The organism is Pseudomonas sp. MAG733B (assembly GCF_036884845.1).
Classification (GTDB): domain Bacteria; phylum Pseudomonadota; class Gammaproteobacteria; order Pseudomonadales; family Pseudomonadaceae; genus Aquipseudomonas.
On sequence record NZ_CP145732.1, the window covers coordinates 3740586 to 3760861 of the forward strand.

At 57.6% G+C, this 20276-nt stretch carries 12 protein-coding genes; 5 read left to right on the forward strand and 7 right to left on the reverse strand.

What is annotated here, in order from left to right; all coding sequences use genetic code 11:
* The first annotated feature begins 30 nt into the window (after positions 1-30).
* Positions 31-408 carry a response regulator gene (locus tag V6Z53_RS17250; protein WP_338580809.1) on the forward strand — a complete coding sequence of 126 codons (378 nt, stop codon included), beginning with the start codon at positions 31-33 and terminating at the stop codon, positions 406-408.
* Positions 409-486: 78 nt separating this feature from the next.
* Here V6Z53_RS17250 and V6Z53_RS17255 read toward each other — a convergent pair whose 3' ends face one another.
* The 3 genes from V6Z53_RS17255 to V6Z53_RS17265 form a co-directional block, all read right to left on the reverse strand.
* A complete protein-coding gene (locus V6Z53_RS17255) occupies positions 487-2154 on the reverse strand; it encodes an ATP-binding protein (protein WP_338580810.1) in 1668 nt (555 codons plus the stop codon).
* Positions 2154-3656 carry an ATPase domain-containing protein gene (locus V6Z53_RS17260; RefSeq protein WP_338580812.1) on the reverse strand — a complete coding sequence of 501 codons (1503 nt, stop codon included), beginning with the start codon at positions 3654-3656 and terminating at the stop codon, positions 2154-2156. The genes V6Z53_RS17255 and V6Z53_RS17260 overlap by 1 nt, the downstream gene beginning before the upstream one ends.
* Positions 3657-3773: 117 nt before the next feature.
* Positions 3774-4829, reverse strand: coding sequence for a tetratricopeptide repeat protein (locus V6Z53_RS17265; protein WP_338580813.1), 1056 nt, complete (start codon positions 4827-4829; stop codon positions 3774-3776).
* A 145-nt stretch (positions 4830-4974) separates the two neighbouring features.
* Between V6Z53_RS17265 and V6Z53_RS17270 the strand changes: the two genes are divergently transcribed.
* The 4 genes from V6Z53_RS17270 (at position 4975) to V6Z53_RS17285 (ending at position 12746) form a co-directional block, all read left to right on the forward strand.
* Positions 4975-9330: a hypothetical protein gene (locus V6Z53_RS17270; RefSeq protein ID WP_338580814.1), complete on the forward strand. Its 4356-nt coding sequence runs from the start codon at positions 4975-4977 to the stop codon at positions 9328-9330.
* A gap of 120 nt (positions 9331-9450) precedes the next feature.
* The gene (locus V6Z53_RS17275; RefSeq protein ID WP_338580815.1) at positions 9451-11586 is read left to right on the forward strand and encodes an FUSC family protein; all 2136 of its coding nucleotides are present in this window, start codon (positions 9451-9453) and stop codon (positions 11584-11586) included.
* On the forward strand, positions 11576-11776 hold the full coding sequence (locus V6Z53_RS17280; RefSeq protein ID WP_338580816.1) for a DUF1656 domain-containing protein: 201 nt from the start codon (positions 11576-11578) through the stop codon (positions 11774-11776). The genes V6Z53_RS17275 and V6Z53_RS17280 overlap by 11 nt, the downstream gene beginning before the upstream one ends.
* A 4-nt stretch (positions 11777-11780) precedes the next feature.
* Complete coding sequence (locus V6Z53_RS17285; RefSeq protein WP_338580817.1) at positions 11781-12746, forward strand: HlyD family secretion protein; 966 nt, start codon at positions 11781-11783, stop codon at positions 12744-12746.
* 210 nt (positions 12747-12956) lie between these two features.
* Here V6Z53_RS17285 and V6Z53_RS17290 read toward each other — a convergent pair whose 3' ends face one another.
* The 4 genes from V6Z53_RS17290 to V6Z53_RS17305 form a co-directional block, all read right to left on the reverse strand.
* Positions 12957-14378 (reverse strand): TolC family protein, encoded by a 1422-nt coding sequence (locus V6Z53_RS17290; RefSeq protein ID WP_338580818.1) that lies wholly within the window; start codon positions 14376-14378, stop codon positions 12957-12959.
* Entirely contained in the window at positions 14378-17557 is a 3180-nt protein-coding gene (locus V6Z53_RS17295; RefSeq protein ID WP_338580819.1) for an efflux RND transporter permease subunit, read from the reverse strand. The genes V6Z53_RS17290 and V6Z53_RS17295 overlap by 1 nt, the downstream gene beginning before the upstream one ends.
* 15 nt (positions 17558-17572) lie before the next feature.
* Positions 17573-18826, reverse strand: coding sequence for an efflux RND transporter periplasmic adaptor subunit (locus tag V6Z53_RS17300; RefSeq protein WP_338580820.1), 1254 nt, complete (start codon positions 18824-18826; stop codon positions 17573-17575).
* Positions 18827-19146: 320 nt separating this feature from the next.
* Complete coding sequence (locus V6Z53_RS17305) at positions 19147-20064, reverse strand: LysR family transcriptional regulator (RefSeq protein ID WP_338580821.1); 918 nt, start codon at positions 20062-20064, stop codon at positions 19147-19149.
* Positions 20065-20276: the final 212 nt, after the last annotated feature.

The window sequence follows — 20276 nt, forward strand, 5'->3', positions numbered from 1 at the left end:
CAGCAGCTATAGACCGAACAAAGGCTTCCCATGAGTGAAGATGCACAAGACGTAGTCCTCATCGTCGAGGACGAACCGGTAATCCTGATGGTGCTGACAGATTACCTGTCGGGGCAGGGGTATCGTGTGTTGCAGGCGGAAAACGGCGAACAGGCCTTCGATATCCTGTCGAGCAAACCGCACCTGGACATGCTGATTACCGACTTCAGGCTGCCTGGCGGAATCTCCGGCGTGCAGATCGCCGAACCCGCGGTGAAACTGCGACCGGATCTCAAAGTGATCTTTATCAGTGGTTACCCGCAGGAAATCCGTGAGACGGGCAGCCCGATCACCACCAAGGCACCGATCCTGGAAAAACCTTTCGACCTGGATGTGTTGGCGGAAATCATGGAAGAGATGCTTTCCTGATTCCCTGTAGGAGCTGCCGAAGGCTGCGATCCTTATCTTGATGTTAAAAGATCGCAGCCTTCGGCAGCTCCTACAAGATCAGGCACTGATCATCTCCCGCACCTTCGCCGTCAACAGGTCGAAGGTGAACGGTTTGGTAATCATCTGCATGCCCGGGTCGAGGAAACCACCGCGCACCGCCGCGTGCTCGGCGTAACCGGTGATGAACAAAACCTTGAGCTCAGGCCGGTACTGCCGGCCTATTTCCGCCAGTTGCCGGCCATTCATGCCGGGCAACCCGACATCGCTGATCATCAGATCGATACGCTGCCCCGAGTCGAGAATCGGCATCGCGCCGTCCGCATCGCCGGCCTCGACGAAGGCGTATCCCAGCTCGCTCAGTACGGTACTGACCAACACCCGCACCGCCGGATCATCTTCGACGATTAGCACCGTTTCACCGTTTTGCGCGAACAGCGGATGCTGGCTGTCTACCGGACTTTCTTGCAGTGGCTCGCCACCGAAGCGCGGCAAGAACAGGTTCACGGTGGTGCCTTCACCCTCTTTGCTTTGAATCGCCACGTGGCCCCGCGATTGTTTGCTGAAGCCATAGATCATCGACAAGCCAAGACCGGTGCCCTGGCCGATCGGCTTGGTGGTGAAGAACGGATCGAAGACGCGGTTGATGATGCTGTGCGGCATGCCGCAGCCATTGTCGGTAACGCTGAGCACTACGTAATCCCCCGGTTCGAGGTTGCTGTGGGCTTCGGTGAAGTCGGCGTTCAGACGCTGGTTAGAGGTTTGCACCACCAGCCTTCCGCCATCGGGCATGGCGTCGCGGGCATTGATGACCAGGTTGAGCAGGGCGCTTTCCAGTTGATTGGGGTCGGCCTCGGCCACCCATAACTGCTCGCACAACTGCATGTCCAGGCGAATGCTTTCGTTGATGCTGCGCTGCAGCAGTTCACCCATGGACACCACCAGGGTGTTCATTTCCACGGGTTTGGAATCCAGCGATTGGCGACGGGAAAACGCCAATAGCCGGTGAGTCAAGCCGGCGGCACGGTTGGCGGACGTCACCCCCAGATCGATCAGACTGTCCAGATCTTCAGTGCGGCCGCGGCTCAGGCGCCGACGCAGAAGCTCCAGACTGCCGATGATCCCGGTCAGCATGTTGTTGAAGTCGTGGGCAATACCGCCGGTGAGTTGGCCGACCGCTTCCATTTTCTGCGATTGGCGCAGCACTTCCTCGTTTTGGCGCAGTTGAGCGGTGCGTTCTTCAACCTGTTGCTCGAGGGTTTCCAGGGTGTTTTGCAGGCGCAATTCGCTTTGACTCAAGTCCACCAGCCGATCCCTGGCTTCATACTGTCGTCGTCGGCCACGCAGGGCGGTGGTCACCAGGCTGACCAAGGTCTCAGGATGAAAAGGCCGCTCGAGGAACGTGACGTTGCCCAGTAGCGGGCCGAAGCGTGAGGCGGGGTTCTGCTCCGGGCCGCCGTGATGCGTCAGCAACACAATCGGCAGATCCGACCAGGCCGGCTGTTGTTCTATCAGCACTAAAAGCGGTTGGAGATCAGTGCCAAGCAAGGCTTCGGAGGAAATCAGCAGCAAACCCGCGCCTTGTTCCAGTTCCGTGCACAGCCCAATCAGATCAGCACTGATGACCCCATCGAAACCTGCCTCCTTGAGCAGCATCAGCGCAATCTGACTGTCACGTCCCAGCGGCGCGAGAATGATCGCGCGCTCGGACGTTGCTGGCTGAGGCATCACGGCGCTTCATCCCCGAGCAAGGGAATGCTCGCACCCAGGTAAGTCGGAACGCCGCGCAACACGCCCTGGAACGCTTCCAGCGGTTCACCGATGGTCATGCCTGTGGAGCTGATGCGATATTCACGGATGGTTGATTCATGGCTGCCGGTTCGTTTCTTGATGATCGAAATCGCTCGGCGCACTTTGCCCAACGCTTCGAAGTAGCGCAGCAGAATCACCGTGTCCGCCAGATACGTGATATCGACTGGCGCCTGCATGTCACCGACCAGACCATGCTGGGCGACGGTCATGAAGGTCGCGGCGCCCTTGCGGTTGAGGTACAGCAGCAACTCGTGCATGTGCAAGACCAGGGCGTTTTCTTCAGGCATCGCCGCTTGATAGCCGTTGATGCTGTCGATCACCACGGTTTTGATCTCGCCTTCATCGACGGCGCGCCGCACGCGGTGGGAAAACTCGCCGGGGGACAATTCGGCAGCGTCCACTTGCTCGATCAGCAGGTTGCCGGTGTCTTGCAGCGCCTGCAGGTCGATGCCCATGTTTTTCATGCGTTCGAACAGCAAACCGAGCTCTTCATCGAAGATGAACAACGCGGCTTTCTCGCCTCGGGCCACGGCCGCCGAAGCGAAAATCATGGCGATCAGGGATTTGCCGGTGCCGGCCGGGCCCAGTATCAATGTGCTGGAGCCGGTTTCGATGCCGCCGCCGAGCAAGGCGTCCATTGCCTTGATGCCGCTGGTCAACTGTTGGCGCAAGTAGGCGCCTCGATGCTCGGCGGCCACCAGGCGCGGAAACACATGCACGCCGTCGCCCATGATGGTGAAATCATGGAAGCCGCCACGGTATTTCTGCCCGCGATACTTCACCACACGAATACGCCGGCGTTCGGCGCCGTAGTTTGGGGTCAGTTCTTCCAGACGAATCACCCCGTGGGCCACGCTGTGCACGGTTTTGTCGAGGGATTCGGTGGTCAGGTCGTCAAGCAGCACCACGGTGGCGTCGTAGCGTACGAAGTAGTGCTTGATCGCGAGGATCTGACGGCGATAGCGCAGGGAGCTTTGCGCCAGCAAGCGGATCTCGGACAGGCTGTCGAGCACCACGCGGCTCGGCTTGAACCGTTCGACCACTTCGAAGATCTGCCGGGTGGCTTCACCCAGCTCTAGGTCTGAGGAGTACAGCAGCGATTGCTGATGCTCGGCATTGAGCAGGTTTTCCGGCGGCGTCAGTTCGAAGATATAGACGTTGTCGTCCAGTTCCCAACCGTGGGAGCGCGCACCCTGGCGCAATTCGCGCTCGGTTTCGGACAGGGTGATGTACAACGAGCGCTCGCCGGCTCGGGCGCCGGCCAATAGAAAGTGCAGGGCGACCGTAGTCTTGCCGGTGCCGGGCTCACCTTCGAGCAAAAACACGTGGCCGCGGGACAATCCGCCACTGAGGATGTCATCGAGGCCCTCGATACCGGTGGCGGCTTTTGCGCTGATCAACTCGTTGGATGTAGACAAAAAATGCCCTCTCTTGACTAAGGGGAACGAGGCAGACTGGCACGAGTGCCACTATGGGCTGCCTGTTTCACTTGACCCTTGGCCGAGACGACGGTTCAACGAAATTTGCGCTGGATATCAAAGCCCTTGCTGCAAAGCCGGGTCGTCGGGATTAAGCTGTTCGAGTTGGGCCAACAGAATCTGCACGTTCTGCAACTGGCCGCTTTCCTTCCAGTAATTGATCAGCAGCACCCGCGCCCGGCGATCGTTTGGGTGGCGCTGGACGATTTCCTGCAACTGCTTCTGCGCCGCTTCGAGTTCCTGCTCGTCATGCAGCGTGGTTGCCAGGTCATAGCGGTAATCCTTGTTGTCCGGCTCCAGCTCTACGGCTTTCGAAAGGCCCAGCAAGGCGAATTCGCTTTGGTCGTGATGCAGCAACCAGAGCCCCAAGGCGTGTTGCAGGTAGGCTGAGTCGGGCTGCGCCTTGAGTTGTTTGGCCAGCAGTTGTCGGGCGGCTTCGTTCTGGCCCAGTTTGTCCAGCACTTCGATCTGCATCACGAGCGCCGGCAGGTTGTCTGGCGCAAGGCGCAAGGTGTTATCCAGCGCCTGCTGGGCTTCCTTGAATTCGGCATTGTGCAGATACAGGCGGGCCAGCTGATATTCGTTTTGCGCACTTTGTGGTGCATTTTTCAGCACTTGCTGCCAGGCATCGATGGCTTGCTCCAGCGGCCCGAAATACAAGCCAAGATCATCCGGTGACAACCCCAGCAATGCGTTGACTGCCGCGAAGCGTACGTTCTGGTCGCTGTCATCGAGCAACGGCCCCAGCAACAGGCTGCGCTGACCGCTGGGTACCAGACCACTGATACTTTTGATCGCGGCAATGCGCACATCGGGCGACTCATGCTGCAAGTCGGCATCCGACAGTTTCAGGGCGACGGAACTGGGGTAATTGGGCAATTCGGCATGCAACCAGACGCGACGCTTGGGCGAAATATCAGGTCGCGCCAATTGTTGGTAAAGCACCCGCGCGGCCCCCGGCTGCCCGTTGCGTGCTGCCGCCAGTGCTTCGCTGTAACCACGCTTGATCGCCTCCGGCACCACGGGGGTCGTACTGCGCAGGAACGCCCACGCAAGGCCGATGGCAAACAGGATAGACAGGCTGATGAGCAGGTTGCGGCGGGACTTGGGCATGCAGAATCCGGAAGCTGGCAAGCTTTGGCAAAGTTGCCAGCTTCGGTCAGGTGGGGCTTTGAGTCAAACAATAGGCGATTTATGAAAGAGGTATTTCTGGTGCCTGAATAAACTTGATCAACGTAACTTTGACGGAAATGAAAAAATGCCACTTGCCTTGAATTCTACGAGTACCAGGGGCGTGTGGGCACGCCCGACAACCAATGTCGGGGCACAGCCGCGAACCTCAACTTCAAATACTGTCCTGGCTGCCGGCAACAGTACTGGTCGCCTGCGACATCCCGTTACCGAGCATTTGCCGGCTCGTATTGCGCCGGACAGTGACATCGCGCCTCCGGTACTCGACTGCTCCTCATTGGCGTTCAAGCCAGTGTTTGCCGATCAGGCCGATCTTGATCAGCGATGGGCAGCACTCAAACAATATCTGGCGAGCGCAACGCTCCCGGAGCAGGAAATACTCGATGTGCTCAGTAGCGGCATTCTGCAAACGGACACCGGCAAGGCCATGAGCGGATTGTTTGCCAGTGCAATGCTGCGTTCAATCCGGCGGCCATCGACGCTGAGCAAGGCAAGACTGAAGAACATGGTTGATGTGCTCTGCCATCTTCCACCGAGTCAATGGCAAGCAGCGCTTGGAGAAAAAACAAGGTTTTCGAGTGACCAAGGCGCGAAGGGTGTTGTCGATTACATCCAGTCCAGGCTGGATGTTTCGAGCGCACTTCGGGACCGGAAAATTGCAGGTAAAGATCTGGTGTCCGATGCACAGTGGGAAGCCATCAAGAGCATAACCCAGGATACCAGGCAATATGTGTGCTCCATTAACGCCGATCTCTTCAGCGCGTGGCTGATGCTCAAGGACGACTGTGAACTGCGTCCTTCACCCAAGGATGCGCTAAAGAACCTGACTGAGTTGATCGCTGCATTTAGCAATACATTGCCGGGAAACGATCACTTTGTTGATAAGGTCGAGGCCGTCTGCGATCAGTTCAAGCCCGGTTATCAGGGTGTTTCACCTGCGCCAATGGAAGGGAAACCAGATGCATTGATTTCACTGAGGTTTAACAGACCGCTGAAGTCGGAAGTCCGCTCTGGAGCCGATAACGTTGAGCCGTTATTGAAGCCAATCCAGCCACAAGATCCCGCTCCGACGTTGCTGGGTGACTTTCAACGTTTTGAGTCCCACGCTAACTTTTACACGAGCGCTGGTAACTCGGGTCCGCGTATACCCGAGAGTTTTGCAGGTAAATTTTTGTACGTCTGCAATGCACTGGATACTTTCGGCGCTTTAAAACTGGACAGTAGCCATATATCAACCGGCCGACCGCTCGATTTTTCAGGCAAACCCGAGACTGAGGGTGGGATCAGCAATTTGCAGGCGCCGTCGATTGATTTTTCTGGACCTCAATCCGATGCGACGCCCATTACGGTTCTGTCGCCGGCTACATTAAGGCAATTCGCAGCGCAAGTAGACGACATTTTCAACCGGGTCTTGAGCAGCATTACTCCCTGGAGCAGTGCCTATGCCGACGAGCTTGATGAAGTTGTGGTCATGCTCAATCAAAAGGACAAAGACCTGACAGCCGAGGGTTCGGTTTGGTCCAGCTTGCCAGACACTGCAGTATTGGGAGAGCGATTGCGCGATTGGCTCGCCAGGATGAGTGGCCGCTTACTCGATTCGGGCGTTGCGGTGTTGAGTCAAACGGGTAACTTGATTGAGCGTAATCCGGGACGTTCCTTGGCTACGTTTAGCCTTTATGTCGCGCTGACGAATCTATACAACCATTGGTTTCTGCCTGACGTTAAAGATTGGGTTGACCCTTTGGCAGGCGTAGCTCCCGAACCGGACGATACGCCGGATGAGGCGTTTTTTATCTTTGAAAAAACACTCGAAGGCATTGATGAGATATTTGAAGAGCTACCGGAATTTGCTGACGCGGTGAGAAATCGTATCAGCGAGTCGGAATATCTGGACCCTTCTGATGACCCACAACTAATAGAAGATATCGAGGCAATCCTGCAACAGTCTGTACCTGGAATGGGAACTGTGACCTATCAGGATTATCTGCAAGATGTCATCGAGTTGGCCCGTTTAGACGCACAAAGTGAGTTCGAGATTGGGCCAGAGAATGATTCAGCGACCTTCCCTGAGCCCACTCAAAATAGTGTATCGACTCTGGACGCAGCAACCGCCAAAGCGCGTAATAAACGTAGCGGGGAGGAGGATGCGGCGCCTTCCAGCTCGAAAAAAGCAGTGAGTGAAGTGTCCGCACCTGTATCGGCACCTGCACATTGGCTGATCGAGGCGGGGCAACGCTCATTAAATGCGGACGATTCAGCGACAGTGGGTGAAAAAAACACCGCAGATGTCATGGTCGGTCAGGCGGCGGAAAGCTTTATAAAGGCTCTTGATGATCTGCAGTTGATTTCAGACCCCTCGATATTTATACGCACTGTCATTGACGAAGCGATTGCCAGCTCTAATCTGCCCGCACATCTAAAATTCAGACTTAATTTCAAAAAAAAATTCAAGGTTGAATTTAGGCTGCGCAGTACGGAGAGGGAGGATCACAAGCCACTTTTTCAGTATAGATATAAAGAATTTGACCTTGCTCAGTTGTTTGCGGGGCAACACAAGAAAGAAAGAGCGTGGCGTGAAGAAATTTTCATATCATGGCCTGATGGTTGCACCGCAGAATTTAAAGCCACAATAGAACAGAACGACTTCGAAGCCGCCTACAAACTGAAAATTGACGAGGTGCTTTCTCAGCCTGGAATATTTGAGCTTTGGAAGCTTGATAAGCAGAATGAACTGCGAAGAATTCTCAAGGTTTATCTGCAACAACCAGGGCTCTCGGCCGAAAACCAAAAGATTGCCAACGATTTTCTTGATGGCAAATTAAAAGCCCAGACGATATCTATTCGTGACGGGGCTCTAAGCACGCCGGATGAAGTGAGTAACGCGCTCTATCTACGCGGTCCCAAGGATTCTCCCGGGTTGTTTGTGTTTTTTGGAGTTAATAGCACTGTTATCGAGTACCCCCTTGATTTGTTGCAAGGAACGAAGTCAATAGAAAAATTTCCGGAGCTCAGAGACCAATTATCCAAGCGGATATCCCTAAAGGAGTTTTTGGGGCGTGACGCTAGCGATTTCAAATACAATCTGGGTGGTTTTTATCCAGCAAATTCGAAGATTGAAAAACCTGGTTTTTTCGATTTTTTTCGCTTTGATTCTAAAATATTTGATCACATCGACTACAAAATAGCATATGACCCTATTCTATTTGGATGGGAAGACAGCGCGGCAGAGCCGATTTTTACAGAACTCTTCAAGCGACAGATTGAACAAGTAACCATCGGTGTCGACATACTAACCTCTACCTCAAGCGAGCGCATTACCGATGCGATATTGCAGTTTGTAGCTGATGCGCTGGCGATGCTGGCAACTTGTACAGCATTTTTGCCCGCGCCGGGTGCTGTAACTGCGGGTTTGTCCATGCTGTTTGGTTTCGGGTCTGCGGGAACTGACTTCGTAAGAGGTGAACTGGAAGATGATCAAGAGCTTGCGGCGCAGCATAAAGCCAACGCCTTGCGCGGAGCAGTTTTTGAGCTGATCGGGCCCTTTGTTAGCAAACGAATAGGTAAAGTCTTATCAGGTCGTGAAAAGTCGCGAATTCACTCAGAGATTTTTAATCGCTTGAGGTCATCAGGGCGCCTACCTGATGATGTCGCTAAATACATTCCGATAAAAAAGTCCCGCCCAGCCATTATAAAAAAAGCTCAAAAGCTGCCTAAGTGGATCCCGCCTGTCGCGAGGGACAGCTTTGAAATCAATTCGGTGGTTAACAGGAAGTTCATCAATTATCGCACTGCCAATAGAATGAGTCGTTTGGGAGAAGGCCCAGAGGTTGCGCAAAAACTAATGGATACGACCGGCATTACGTATTATGCAGGCCCCGAAAAAGGCTACGTGTATAAAGGCGTGGTCATGCGTGGAGACATGAGGCCTCCAAGCGAAGTTTTTTCAGAGGGGTTCCAATTGCGCACCTCTGTATCCGACATCAATCAGGTGAATGGAATGCGGGGAGGATTTGGCGGCGGGAAAGATGCACTCGATCCTGATGGTATGGGAATATCGACGTCGGCTTTTTACAAGAAAAGTGGCGCAGGTGCCTATCAATATGGCGGCGCAAAAGGTGGTTACACCTACGTGATCAACGGTAAGGACCTTGAAGGGTTTCATCTGTATCGCAACCACAATCTGGCGGCTCATCCGCGCTCAAGGCTGGGATTCGAACCTCTCGAAATCAACTACGGAACGAACATTCCACCGTCAAAAATACTGGGCGCCTACGATGCAAATGGTGTTTTTTATCCAAACCCAAACGCCCTGGCCGGCAACATCGCGTCAAGCACGCCACCGGCGCCACCGATGAGAAACCCGGCGCCTAAAAAATCGAGGAAGGCGAATACAACAACCACCTCACCAACAACCCGCAGTTGAAAGGCGAGGCGAGAGCAAACCAGGGTCCGGATGAATAACCTGGACCTGCTTCAACACTGATACCTGTCGAGGCCTCCAGCAATGACTACGCTTGCTGGAGGTGTCTCGACGAGCAGTCCCATGCAAGCGTTGCTTCAATACTTCAAAGCGATCCTCCACCCCGGCCCCGGGGTGTTGCTGTTTGCCTTGCGAACCATCGCGGCCGGGCTGTTGACCCTGTACCTGGCGTTTTTGTTTGATCTTGAACAACCCAAGTGGTCGATCATGGCTGTGGTCATCATCAGCCAGCCGTTGGGTGGCATGGTCCTGGCCCGCAGTTTTGGTCAGGTCATCGGCACCACCGTGGGTGCGGCCGTGGCCGTGATGATCATGGCCATCTTTCCTCAGGCACCAGTGCCTTTTCTGATTACCTTGTCGTTGTGGCTGGCACTGTGTACCGCCGGTGGAACCTTGTTGCGCTACACCAGTTCCCAGGCGTTCGTGCTCAGCGGCTATACGGCGGTGGTGGTTGGATTGTTGGCGGTTCCTGATCAGGACGGCACCTTTTTGCTGGCCGTGACCCGGGTGACCGAGACGCTGCTGGCGGTGGCCTGTGTCTGCGTCGTCAGCCTGCTGACCGCGCGCCCGGAGGCCGTGGCCAAGGATTACTTCGCTCGGATCGATCAAGTGATCAAACTGCTGGCGACTCATGCCAGTGCTGTCATCCGAACCGAGGAAAGCGAAGAGGATTTCCATCGTCGACAAATGCAGCTGCTGGGGCAGATCAGCGCACTGGAAGGTGTGCGCCGGCACCTGTATTACGACGCGCCGCGTTTGCGCAGTGCCGACGACCTGGTGCAGTTGCTCGGCAATCAACTGGTGCTGCTGACGGCGCGGCTCACCGCGTTGCGCCATCAGCGTGAGCTGTTACTGGCGCGCTGGGAAGGCGAGATACCTGAAGAGATTCGTCTGTTGCTCAGCGAAGAACTGGTCTTTCTCGATGAACTGGCCCACCAGGGACGTGCGCTACCGGCCGAGCAGCGACGGCAGTTTTCGCAGTTGCAACAGCGTTTCGATGCACTGGCTTACCGTGCGGAACAACTGGTTGAGCCCTTGAAGGCTACCTTGCGCTCGCTGTCCTGGTCCCTGCGCTGGGAGCAGGCGCGCATGCTGCAGCAGCTTGAGACGATTCTGGAATTGAGCGATGTGATCCAGAGCGGGCGCGGGGCCAGCAGCGTCTATCGCGGCCAAAGCAACCCGCTGCACCTGGATTTCACCTTGGCAACGATGAATGCTATCCGCGCGTATTGTGCGCTGATGGTGGCGGGCCTGATCTGGATCGAAACCGGTTGGGATGGCGCCCGGGGCGGGATGGTGGTGACCGGGATTCTTTGCTCGCTGATGGCGACGTTTCCCCGGCCGTTGCTGGCTGTGCAGAGTTATGCGCGCGGATTGGGATTGGCGCTGGTGGTGTCAGCGGTGTTGCAGTTTGCGCTGGTGCCGATGATCAGCAGTTTCGAGATGCTGGCCTTGTTGTTGGTGCCATTGCTGTATGCCGTTGCAGTGGGGCTGTCCAGCCCGCCCACTACGGGGACGGGGATCGGTCTGGGATTGACCACGTTTTTGTTGTTGGGGCCGCAAAATACCGGATTGGGGCAGAACACCGCGATCCAGTGGTTCGAATTTGCCGGCGCCTACGTCTGCGCCGCCACGCTGGCGTTGAGCGTCTACGCGTTGATTTTCCCGTTCAGGCCGGTACTGCGTATGCGTCGGCTGTACCAAGAGAATTGCGAACAGGTCAACGCCTTGTTGAAAACCCCGCCCACGGACGACAACCAGTTTGCCTTCGAGAGTCGCATGGTCGACCGCCTGACCATGATGCTCGGCCTGTTGCCCGCCATCCAGGACAAATCCGCGCGTGACCTGTTCGAAGTCAGCCTCGGCTGTATGGCGCTGGGCATCGCCTTGAACCAGCTCAGGCAGCAGGCGCAAGGCAACGCGCTGCTGAGCCAACAAACGCAAGATCGGTTGGCCGCCACCGTTCGGGAAACCGGGCGACTGGTCGCCGGTCGGCCGAATATCGAGGTCGATCGTGTGCTTGAAAACCTGCATACCCTGGGCGATGAACTCGACACGTTGCATTCCAGCGTTCATGAACACCTGTGGTCAGTGTTTCGCATGCGCGTTGCGTTGCTGATCGTGGTGTCATTTTTGGAACGGCATCGCCGCCACTTCGAAGCCGCAGAACCCCAAGGAGAACCCACTCTTGCCCATTGATCTGGAAATAGGCGGTGTCTACCTGCCGCCAATTGCTCAAGCACTGCTGCTGGGCCTGCCGATTTTCCTGATGCTGGACTGGACCCTGCGGCGCATTGGCGTGCTGCGGTTCGTCTGGCATGAAGCCTTGTTCGAAGGCGCGCTGTACGCCTGCGTGTGCGCAACGCTGATTCTGGTGATGGGAGCCTGATGCCTTGAAGAAGATCCTTGCCCACCTCTCGACATTGGCCGTGGTCCTGCTGGCTTTTGTGCTCGGCTGGTTTGCCTGGGAACATTACACCCGTGCGCCCTGGACCCGGGATGCGCGGGTGCGCGCCGATGTGGTGACCCTGTCCGCCGATGTCGCCGGACGCATCGTCAAACTCAACGTGCAAGACAACCAGCATGTGGACAAGGGCCAACTGTTGCTCGAAATCGACCCCTCGCGCTACGCCCTGGCGGTGGAACATGCCAGGCGCGCAGTGGAAGTGTCGAAGGCCTCGCTGGGACAGTCGCAAGCAACAATTGTCGCCAGCCAGGCGTTGCTCAGGCAGCGGCAAAGCGAGGAACGGCGACGGCGGACCCTCAAGGAGCGCTCGGCGATCTCCGGCGAAGAATGGGAAAAAGCCAATACCGATGTGTCGGTGGCCGAGGCCGATTTGCTGCGCAACCAGGCCAACCTGAGTTTTGCCCAGGCCAACGTGCAACTGGCGATCGCTGCATTGGCCGAGGCTGAACACGATCTTGAGCGAACGCGGGTGGAATCGCCGGTCAGCGGCTATGTCACCAACCTGCTGACCCGCCAGGGTGACTACGCGACAGCGGGCGGTCCGCTGGTGGCGTTGGTGGACAGCGATTCGTTTTATGTCAGCGGCTACTTCGAAGAAACCAAGCTGCCACGAATCGGCGAGGGCGACCGCGTCGATATCGAGTTGATGAGTGGCGAGCGTTTTGGCGGCACCGTGCAAAGCATCGCCTTCGCCATCGCCGACCGGGAAAACCTGCCGGGCGGACGTTTGCTGGCCAACATCAACCCTAGCTACACCTGGGTCAAACTGGCGCAGCGGGTGCCGGTGCGGATCAAGATCGATGGGGACTATGCGGGTAAGGACAAGTTGCGGGCGGGGACGACGGCGACGGTGACCGTGCAGGAAGACCACAATTCTCAGGTTCACCCTTGAACCCTGTGGGAGCGGGCTTGCCCGCGATAGCGGTGGATCAGTCACCTCAATGTTGAATGTGCCTACGTCATCGCGGGCAAGCCCGCTCCCACAGGTGACGATGGTGAATTCAATATTCAGCAGGCAAAAAAAGCCCCGCGACCGAATGATACGCGGGGCAAAAAAATTGGTTGGTTGCGGCCAACCAAAGGAGCTCTTTAGAAAACCGTATTACTTGCTGGCGACCGTCTCCGGTTGCCAGCCGCCACCGAGGGCCTTGTAGATCGCGACGATGCCGCGATACAGATCGACTTCGGCCTGGGCCTGGGTGTCTTCGGCCGCCAGGCGTTCACGCTGCGCATCCAGCAACACCAGGAAATCGGCAGTGCCTTCGCGGTAGCGGATCTCGGCGAGGTTGGCAGCGGAGCGGCTGGACTCACTCTGACGAATCAGCGAAATCAGTCGCTGCTGACGTTTGCCGTAATCACTGAAGGCGTTTTCCGATTCTTCCAGCGCCAGCAACACTTGCTGCTCGTAGGTCGCAAGCGCGCCTTCGGCATCGGCGTCGGCGCCACGCAAACGGGCGCGCACACTGCCTAAATCAAATGCTGCCCAGGTAATGCTCGGGCCAAGCGCCCAGGCATTAGCCGCTGACGAGCCGATCTGCGAACCACGCCCGGCGGTGAAACCGAGGAAGCCGCTGAGGCTGACACGCGGGAACAGATCCGCCTTGGCCACGCCAATCCGCGCCGTGGCCGAGGCCAGTTTGCGTTCGGCGCTGAGGATGTCCGGACGACGTTGCAGCAGTTCACCCGGATCACCGATCGGCAGGGCCTTGGCAATCGCCGGCAAGTCTTTCGGGCTCAGGTCCACGGTCAACTTGTCCGGACGCTCACCCAGCAATGTGGCGATGCGGTTTTTCTGCCGCACCTGCTCGGCCTGCAATTGCGGCACGCTGGCTTCAACCGAGGCCAGACGCGCATCGGCGCGCTCCACATCGAGCTGATCACCGACGCCGGCATCACGCAGGCTGATGGTGATCTTGCGCGACTCCTGCTGGTTTTCCAGGTTGGCCAGGGCGATTTTTTCCCGCAGTTGTGCACCGCGCAATTGACCGTAGGCATCCACCAATTCGGCAATCATGGTGACTTGCAGCTGGTACAGGTCGGCCTCGATCGCTTGTTGCTCGGCGTTGGCCGACTCCAGGTTGCGCTGGATGCGGCCAAACAGGTCGATCTCCCACGCCATGTCCAGTCCCAGGTCGTAGCGTTCGCTATTGACCCGGTCGGTGGTCTGGCCGGGAATCTGGCCCTTGCCCAAATCACTGCTGACCCGGCTGGTGATGGTCGGCATCGCGTCATTGCTGACGTCATCGCGGATCGCCCGTGCCGCTTTCCAGCGAGCGAAGGCGACACGCAAATCACGGTTGCCCTTGAGCGATTCGGTGACCAACTGGTTGAGGGTCGGATCTTCGAATTGCTGCCACCAGATGCCTTCGAAACGCGAGCGGTCAAAGTTTTTCTGACCGGCCGTACCATCGGTAGCGGTGGTGATGTTGGCCGGTTCAACGGTTTGGGTCTTGTAGTCCGGGCCGACGGCACAGGCGCTCAGCGCCAGTACCAGCAGGCTCGGCAGGAAAGCTTTCAAACTCATCAATGCGACTCCAGCTTCAGGGTGGCCTTGGCAGCTTTGCGCTTCTCGCCGCGCTCGACAAAGTTACGAATCAGTACGTAGAACACTGGCGTCAGCAACAGACCGAAGAACGTCACCCCGAGCATCCCGGAGAACACCGCCACACCCATGGCATGACGCATCTCGGCACCGGCACCGCTGGAGAACACCAGTGGCACCACACCCATGATGAACGCGAAGGAGGTCATCAGGATCGGCCGCAGACGCAGGCGGCACGCTTCGAGTACCGCCGCCAGCGGGTTCATGCCTTCCAGCTGTTTATCCTTGGCAAACTCGACGATCAGAATCGCGTTCTTACAGGCAAGCCCCACCAGTACGATCAATCCGATCTGGGTGAAGATGTTGTTGTCGCCACCGGAGGCAATCACGCCGGTAATGGCCGACAGCAAGGTCATCGGTACGATCAGGATTACCGCCAGTGGCAGGCTCCAGCTTTCGTACTGGGCAGCCAATACCAGGAACGCCAGCAATACGCAGAGCGGGAACACGAACAGCGCGGTGTTGCCGGACAGAATCTGCTGGTAGGTCAGGTCGGTCCATTCGTAGGTCATGCCGTTCGGAAGTTCTTCCTTGAGCAATTTCTCGATGGCTTTTTCGGCCTGGCCGGAGCTGTAGCCGGGGGCTGCCGCACCGTTGATTTCAGCGGTGATGAAGCCGTTGTAGTGCATCACGCGGTCCGGACCCGATGTATCGCTGACCTTGATGAAGGTCGCCAGCGGGATCATCTCGCCTTTGTTGTTACGCACTTTCAGCTGACCGATCTGGTCGGATTCGAGGCGGAACTGCTGCTCAGCCTGAACGTTGACCTGATAGGTACGACCGAAGCGGTTGAAGTCGTTGGCATACAGCGAACCCAGGTAAATCTGCAGGGTGTCGAAGATGTCGCTGACGGCCACGCCGTGGGTCTTGGCTTTTTCACGATCGATAGCGGCATCGACCTGCGGCACGTTCACGGTGTAGCTGGTGAACAGGCCTGCCAGTTCCGGCACGTTGTGGCTTTTGTTGATGATGTTCATGGTTTCTTTGTACAGCTCTTCGTAGCCCAGGTTGCCCCGGTCTTCGATTTGCAGGCGGAAACCACCAATGGTGCCCAGGCCTTGTACCGGCGGCGGCGGGAAGATCGCCATGTAGGCTTCCTGAATCCCGGCGAACTGGCCGTTCAAGGCACCGGCAATGGCACCGGCGGACATGCTCGGGTCTTTACGCTCGTCGAACGGTTTCAGGGTCACGAACACGATGCCGGCGTTCGGGCTGTTGGTGAAGCCGTTGATCGACAGGCCAGGGAAGGCCACCGCACTTTCCACGCCAGGCTGTTTCAGTGCCAGGTCGGACATGCGCTTGATCACGTCTTCGGTTCGGTCTAGGCTCGCCGCATCCGGCAATTGCGCGAAGGCCACCAGGTATTGCTTGTCCTGGCCGGGTACGAAACCGGTCGGGGTGCTGGAGAAACCGAAGAAGGTCAGGACCATCAGGCCGGCGTACAGCAGCAGGGCGATACCGCTTGAGCGAATCACACGGGCAACAGTACCGACATAACCGTGGCTGGCCTTTTCAAAGAAGCGGTTGAACGGACGGAACAACCAACCGCCAAACACCTTGTCCAGAATCCTGGAGAAACGGTCCTTCGGCGCGTCGTGGCCCTTGAGCAATACCGCAGCCAGTGCAGGCGACAGAGTCAGCGAGTTGAAGGCCGAGATCACCGTCGAAATCGCAATGGTCAGGGCGAACTGCTTGTAGAACTGCCCCGTCAGACCGGAGATGAACGCTGCCGGAATGAATACCGCACACAGCACCAGCGCCGTGGCAATGATCGGGCCGGTTACTTCGCCCATGGCTTTTTTGGTCGCTTCGACCGGCGTCAGTCCGAGTTCGATGTTCCGCTCGACGTTTTCCACCACCACGATCGCATCGTCGACCACGATACCGATCGCCAATACCAGGCCGAACAGCGACAAGGCGTTGAGTGAGAAGCCGAACAAGTGCATCACCGCAAACGTACCGATCAACGATACCGGCACCGCCACCAACGGAATGATCGAGGCGCGCCAGGTTTGCAGGAACAGGATCACCACCAGCACCACGAGGATCAGCGCTTCGAAGAGGGTGTGAACCACCGCCTCGATGGAACCGCGCACGAAGATCGTCGGGTCATAGACGATGCTGTAGTCCATGCCCTGCGGGAAGTTTTTCTTCAGTTCATCCATCTTGCCCCGAACCTGGTTCGAGATGTCGATAGCGTTGGAGCCAGGACGCTGGAAGATCGGGATCGCCACCGCCGGCTGGTTGTTCAGCAGCGAACGCAGGGCGTATTGGCTGGAACCCAGTTCAACGCGAGCGATGTCCTTGAGACGTGTGATTTCACCGTTGTCGCCAGAGCGAATGATGATGTTCTCGAACTCTTCCTCACTGACCAAGCGGCCCTGAGTGTTGACCGACAGCTGGAAGCTTTGGGCATTCGGGGCAGGGGGCGCGCCCAGTGCACCGGCAGCCACCTGACGGTTCTGTTCACGAATCGCGTTGACCACATCGGTGGCGGTCAGGTTGCGCGAAGCGGTCTTGTTCGGATCGAGCCACACACGCAGCGAGTAGTCGCCCATGCCGAACAGTTGCACATCACCGACACCGCCCAGACGCGCCAGCTCATCCTTGATGTTAAGCAGGGCGTAGTTGGACAGGTAGAGCATGTCGTAGCGCTTGTCCGGCGAGGTCAAGTGCACAACCATCGTCAGGTCGGGCGACGCCTTGTCCACGGTAATACCGATGCGCGTCACTTCCTCGGGAAGTTTTGGCTCGGTCCGCGTCACGCGGTTCTGCACCTGTACCTGTGCGTTGTCCAGGTCAGTGCCCAGCGCGAAGGTGATGGTCAGGGTGATCTTGCCGTCAGCGGTCGACTGCGAGGACATGTACAGCATGTTCTCGACGCCGGTGATTGCTTGCTCCAGCGGAGCGGCCACGGTTTCACCGATGACTTTAGGGTTGGCACCCGGGAAGTTGGCGCGGACCACAACGGTCGGCGGCACCACTTCCGGGTATTCGCTGATCGGCAACTGGAACAGCGAGATCGCGCCGGCGATCAGGATCAGCAGCGAAAGCACCGCTGCGAAGATCGGCCGTGAAATGAAGAATTGGGAAAAATTCATCGGAGTCGTTATCCCTTAACCGCGTGGGGTCGCTGCAGCCAGTTTCACAGCCGTACCCGCTGCGGCCTTGGCAGGCGCGACTTGGGGCAGGTTGCTGGCTTCCAGCGCTTGTCGTTGTTGTGCAAGGGCCGCGAGGGTTTGTTCGCTGGCCATCGGGATCACTTCAGGGGTGACTGGCGAGCCTGGACGCACTCGTTGCAGACCCTTGACGATGATGGTGTCGTCCTTGTTCAGGCCGTTGCGCACGATGCGCAGACCTTCGATTTTCGGACCCAGCTCGACCGCGCGGTAAGCGGTGTTGTTGTCGGCATCCATCACCAATACGAATTTCTTGCCAAGGTCGGTACCGACGGCTTCGTCGTTGATCAGCATGGCGTTGTAAGTGCCGCTGCCCACCAGTTTCAGGCGTGCATACAAGCCCGGGGTGTAGCTGCCGTCGCTGTTGTCGAACACGGCGCGACCACGGATTGTGCCGGTCTTCGGGTTGACCTGGTTGTCGACGAAGTTCATCACGCCCTGGTGCGGGTTGCCGTCTTCGTTGGACAGGCCCATGTAAACCGGGGTGGTGGCGCCGCGTTTGCCTTGGCGGGCGAGCTGGGTGTACTTGAGGAACACACGCTCGTCAGCGTCGAAGTAGGCGTAGACCTTGTCGGTGGAGACAAGGCTGGTCAGTGGAGTGGTATCGGCGGTGACCAGGTTACCGGCGGTGATTTCCGCGCGGCTGACGCGACCACTGATTGGCGCGGTGACGCGGGTAAAGCTCAGGTTCAGCTTGGCCAGGTCCAGTTGCGCTTGCAGGGCGCCGACAGCAGCGCGGGCTTCTTGCGATGCGCTGGTCCGCGAGTCAGCCAATTCGGCGGAAATCGCGTTGCTGGTGCGCAGGCGCTCACCGCGCTGGGCTTCGTTTTCGCTGCGGGTGGCATTGGCGCGAGCCTGGGCTACCAGCGCTTCGAGGCGGCGGACCTCAGCCTGGAATGGACGCGGATCGATCTGGAACAGCAGGTCGCCTTTCTTGACCAGTGCGCCTTCAGTGAAGGCCACTTCGTCGATCTGGCCGGAGACCCGTGGACGAATCTCTACGGTTTCTGGCGCTTCAAGGCGCCCGGTAAATTCGTCCCACTCGTTGACTGGTTGCTCCAGCACCTTGGCCACGCTGACTTTCGCCGCTGGCATCGTGGCGGCAGTTTCCGGGGCCTTGCCGCAGGCGCTCATCACCAGTACGGCCAACATGGCCAACGGGAAGCGCAAATGTTTGAGTGACTGTTCCATGGATGCATCCGCCAATGTGTTGAGATTGGCGAATGATGCTCGGCGGGTTGGTATCGCACGAATCGAATGAGGCGAAGGTAACTATCATTCGGAATGATATAAGATCCGATTCAGCCCTCTAGCATGCCCCTTTGGTTAGTGGGCTATCAATTGGGTCGATGGCAATTCTGTCTTGCTGAAAAAGCATTAATCAGGTTTGAAACCGAGGTGCGTCCATCGCTAGCAGGCTAGCTCCCACAAGAGATTTGTGAACGCCACAGATCCAATGTGGGAGCTAGCCTGCTAGCGATAGGGCCATCATCCTCAACGCACAATCCGGATCAGGCCAGACTATCCGGATCCCCAAAAAACATCTGAATCCGCGACCGCAACCAACGCTCACCCGGATCATTGTCCTGCGACCCACGCCACGCCATGTGCAATTCAAAGCTTTGCACCGGCATCGGTGGATCTTCCGCTCGCACACCACCAGCCGCTGTCAGCGCCTCAGCCGTGTAGTCCGGCACGGTGGCGACGATGTCGGTGCCGCTCAGCAATGTGCTCAGCCCGTTGAACTGCGGCACAGCGAGCACGACATGCCGTTTGCGCCCGAGCTTTTCCAGTTCTTCATCTATAAAGCCGCTGAGGTCGCCAGCGAACGACACCAACGCATGGGGACGTGCGCAGAAGTCATCCAGGCTCAACGGCCCTGGCACGGTGTCGGCGCGCAACAGCTTCGGCGAGCTGCGGCGCAGGACTTTGCGCTTGGCATTTGCCGGCAAATCGGTGGTGTAACTGACGCCGATGGAGATTTCGCCGGACGCCAGCAATCCCGGCATCAGGATGTAGTTGACCCGCCGCACCACCAGCACGATCCCCGGGGATTCGGCGCGCAGGCGCTTGAGCAGCATCGGCAGCAGGGCAAATTCGACATCGTCCGACAGCCCGATGCGGAACACCGCGGTGCTGGTGGCCGGGTCGAATTCGGCCGCCCGACTGACGGCAGTGGAAATCGAATCCAGCGCTGGAGAGAGCAGGGCGAAGATTTCCACGGCTCGCGCGGACGGCTCCATGCTGCGGCCGGTGCGTACAAACAGCGGGTCATCGAACAGCCCGCGCAGGCGCGAAAGCGCCGCGCTGATGGCCGGCTGGCCGAGGAACAGCTTCTCTGCAGCGCGGGTCACGCTGCGTTCGTGCATCAGGGTTTCGAATACGATCAACAGGTTCAGGTCGACACGCCGCAGGTCATTACGATTCATCTGGAGTCCTGGCAGAGTCAGCAAACTTGACGTGAGCGGCCATATGAGAACAATGGCCAGCAGGAATATTACGGGGAAAGGCTGGTACTCTGCACCGAGTAATTCAGTTTTCCTACAAAGGCTGCTTTGGTTTCTTACGACATTTGACGACGTTGCCGCTCATGCGGAATCAATGACAGGCATGTCGACTATTAATAGCCACTGATAGTGTT

Excerpts from the sequence above, each read along its gene's own strand:
- V6Z53_RS17250 (WP_338580809.1), top strand. The coding sequence starts at position 31 with ATGAGTGAAGATGCACAAGACGTAGTCCTCATCGTCGAGGACGAACCG.
- V6Z53_RS17255 (WP_338580810.1), bottom strand. The coding sequence starts at position 2,154 with ATGCCTCAGCCAGCAACGTCCGAGCGCGCGATCATTCTCGCGCCGCTG.
- V6Z53_RS17265 (WP_338580813.1), bottom strand. The coding sequence starts at position 4,829 with ATGCCCAAGTCCCGCCGCAACCTGCTCATCAGCCTGTCTATCCTGTTT.
- V6Z53_RS17270 (WP_338580814.1), top strand. The coding sequence starts at position 4,975 with ATGCCACTTGCCTTGAATTCTACGAGTACCAGGGGCGTGTGGGCACGC.
- V6Z53_RS17275 (WP_338580815.1), top strand. The coding sequence starts at position 9,451 with ATGCAAGCGTTGCTTCAATACTTCAAAGCGATCCTCCACCCCGGCCCC.
- V6Z53_RS17290 (WP_338580818.1), bottom strand. The coding sequence starts at position 14,378 with ATGAGTTTGAAAGCTTTCCTGCCGAGCCTGCTGGTACTGGCGCTGAGC.
- V6Z53_RS17295 (WP_338580819.1), bottom strand. The coding sequence starts at position 17,557 with ATGAATTTTTCCCAATTCTTCATTTCACGGCCGATCTTCGCAGCGGTG.
- V6Z53_RS17300 (WP_338580820.1), bottom strand. The coding sequence starts at position 18,826 with ATGGAACAGTCACTCAAACATTTGCGCTTCCCGTTGGCCATGTTGGCC.
- V6Z53_RS17305 (WP_338580821.1), bottom strand. The coding sequence starts at position 20,064 with ATGAATCGTAATGACCTGCGGCGTGTCGACCTGAACCTGTTGATCGTA.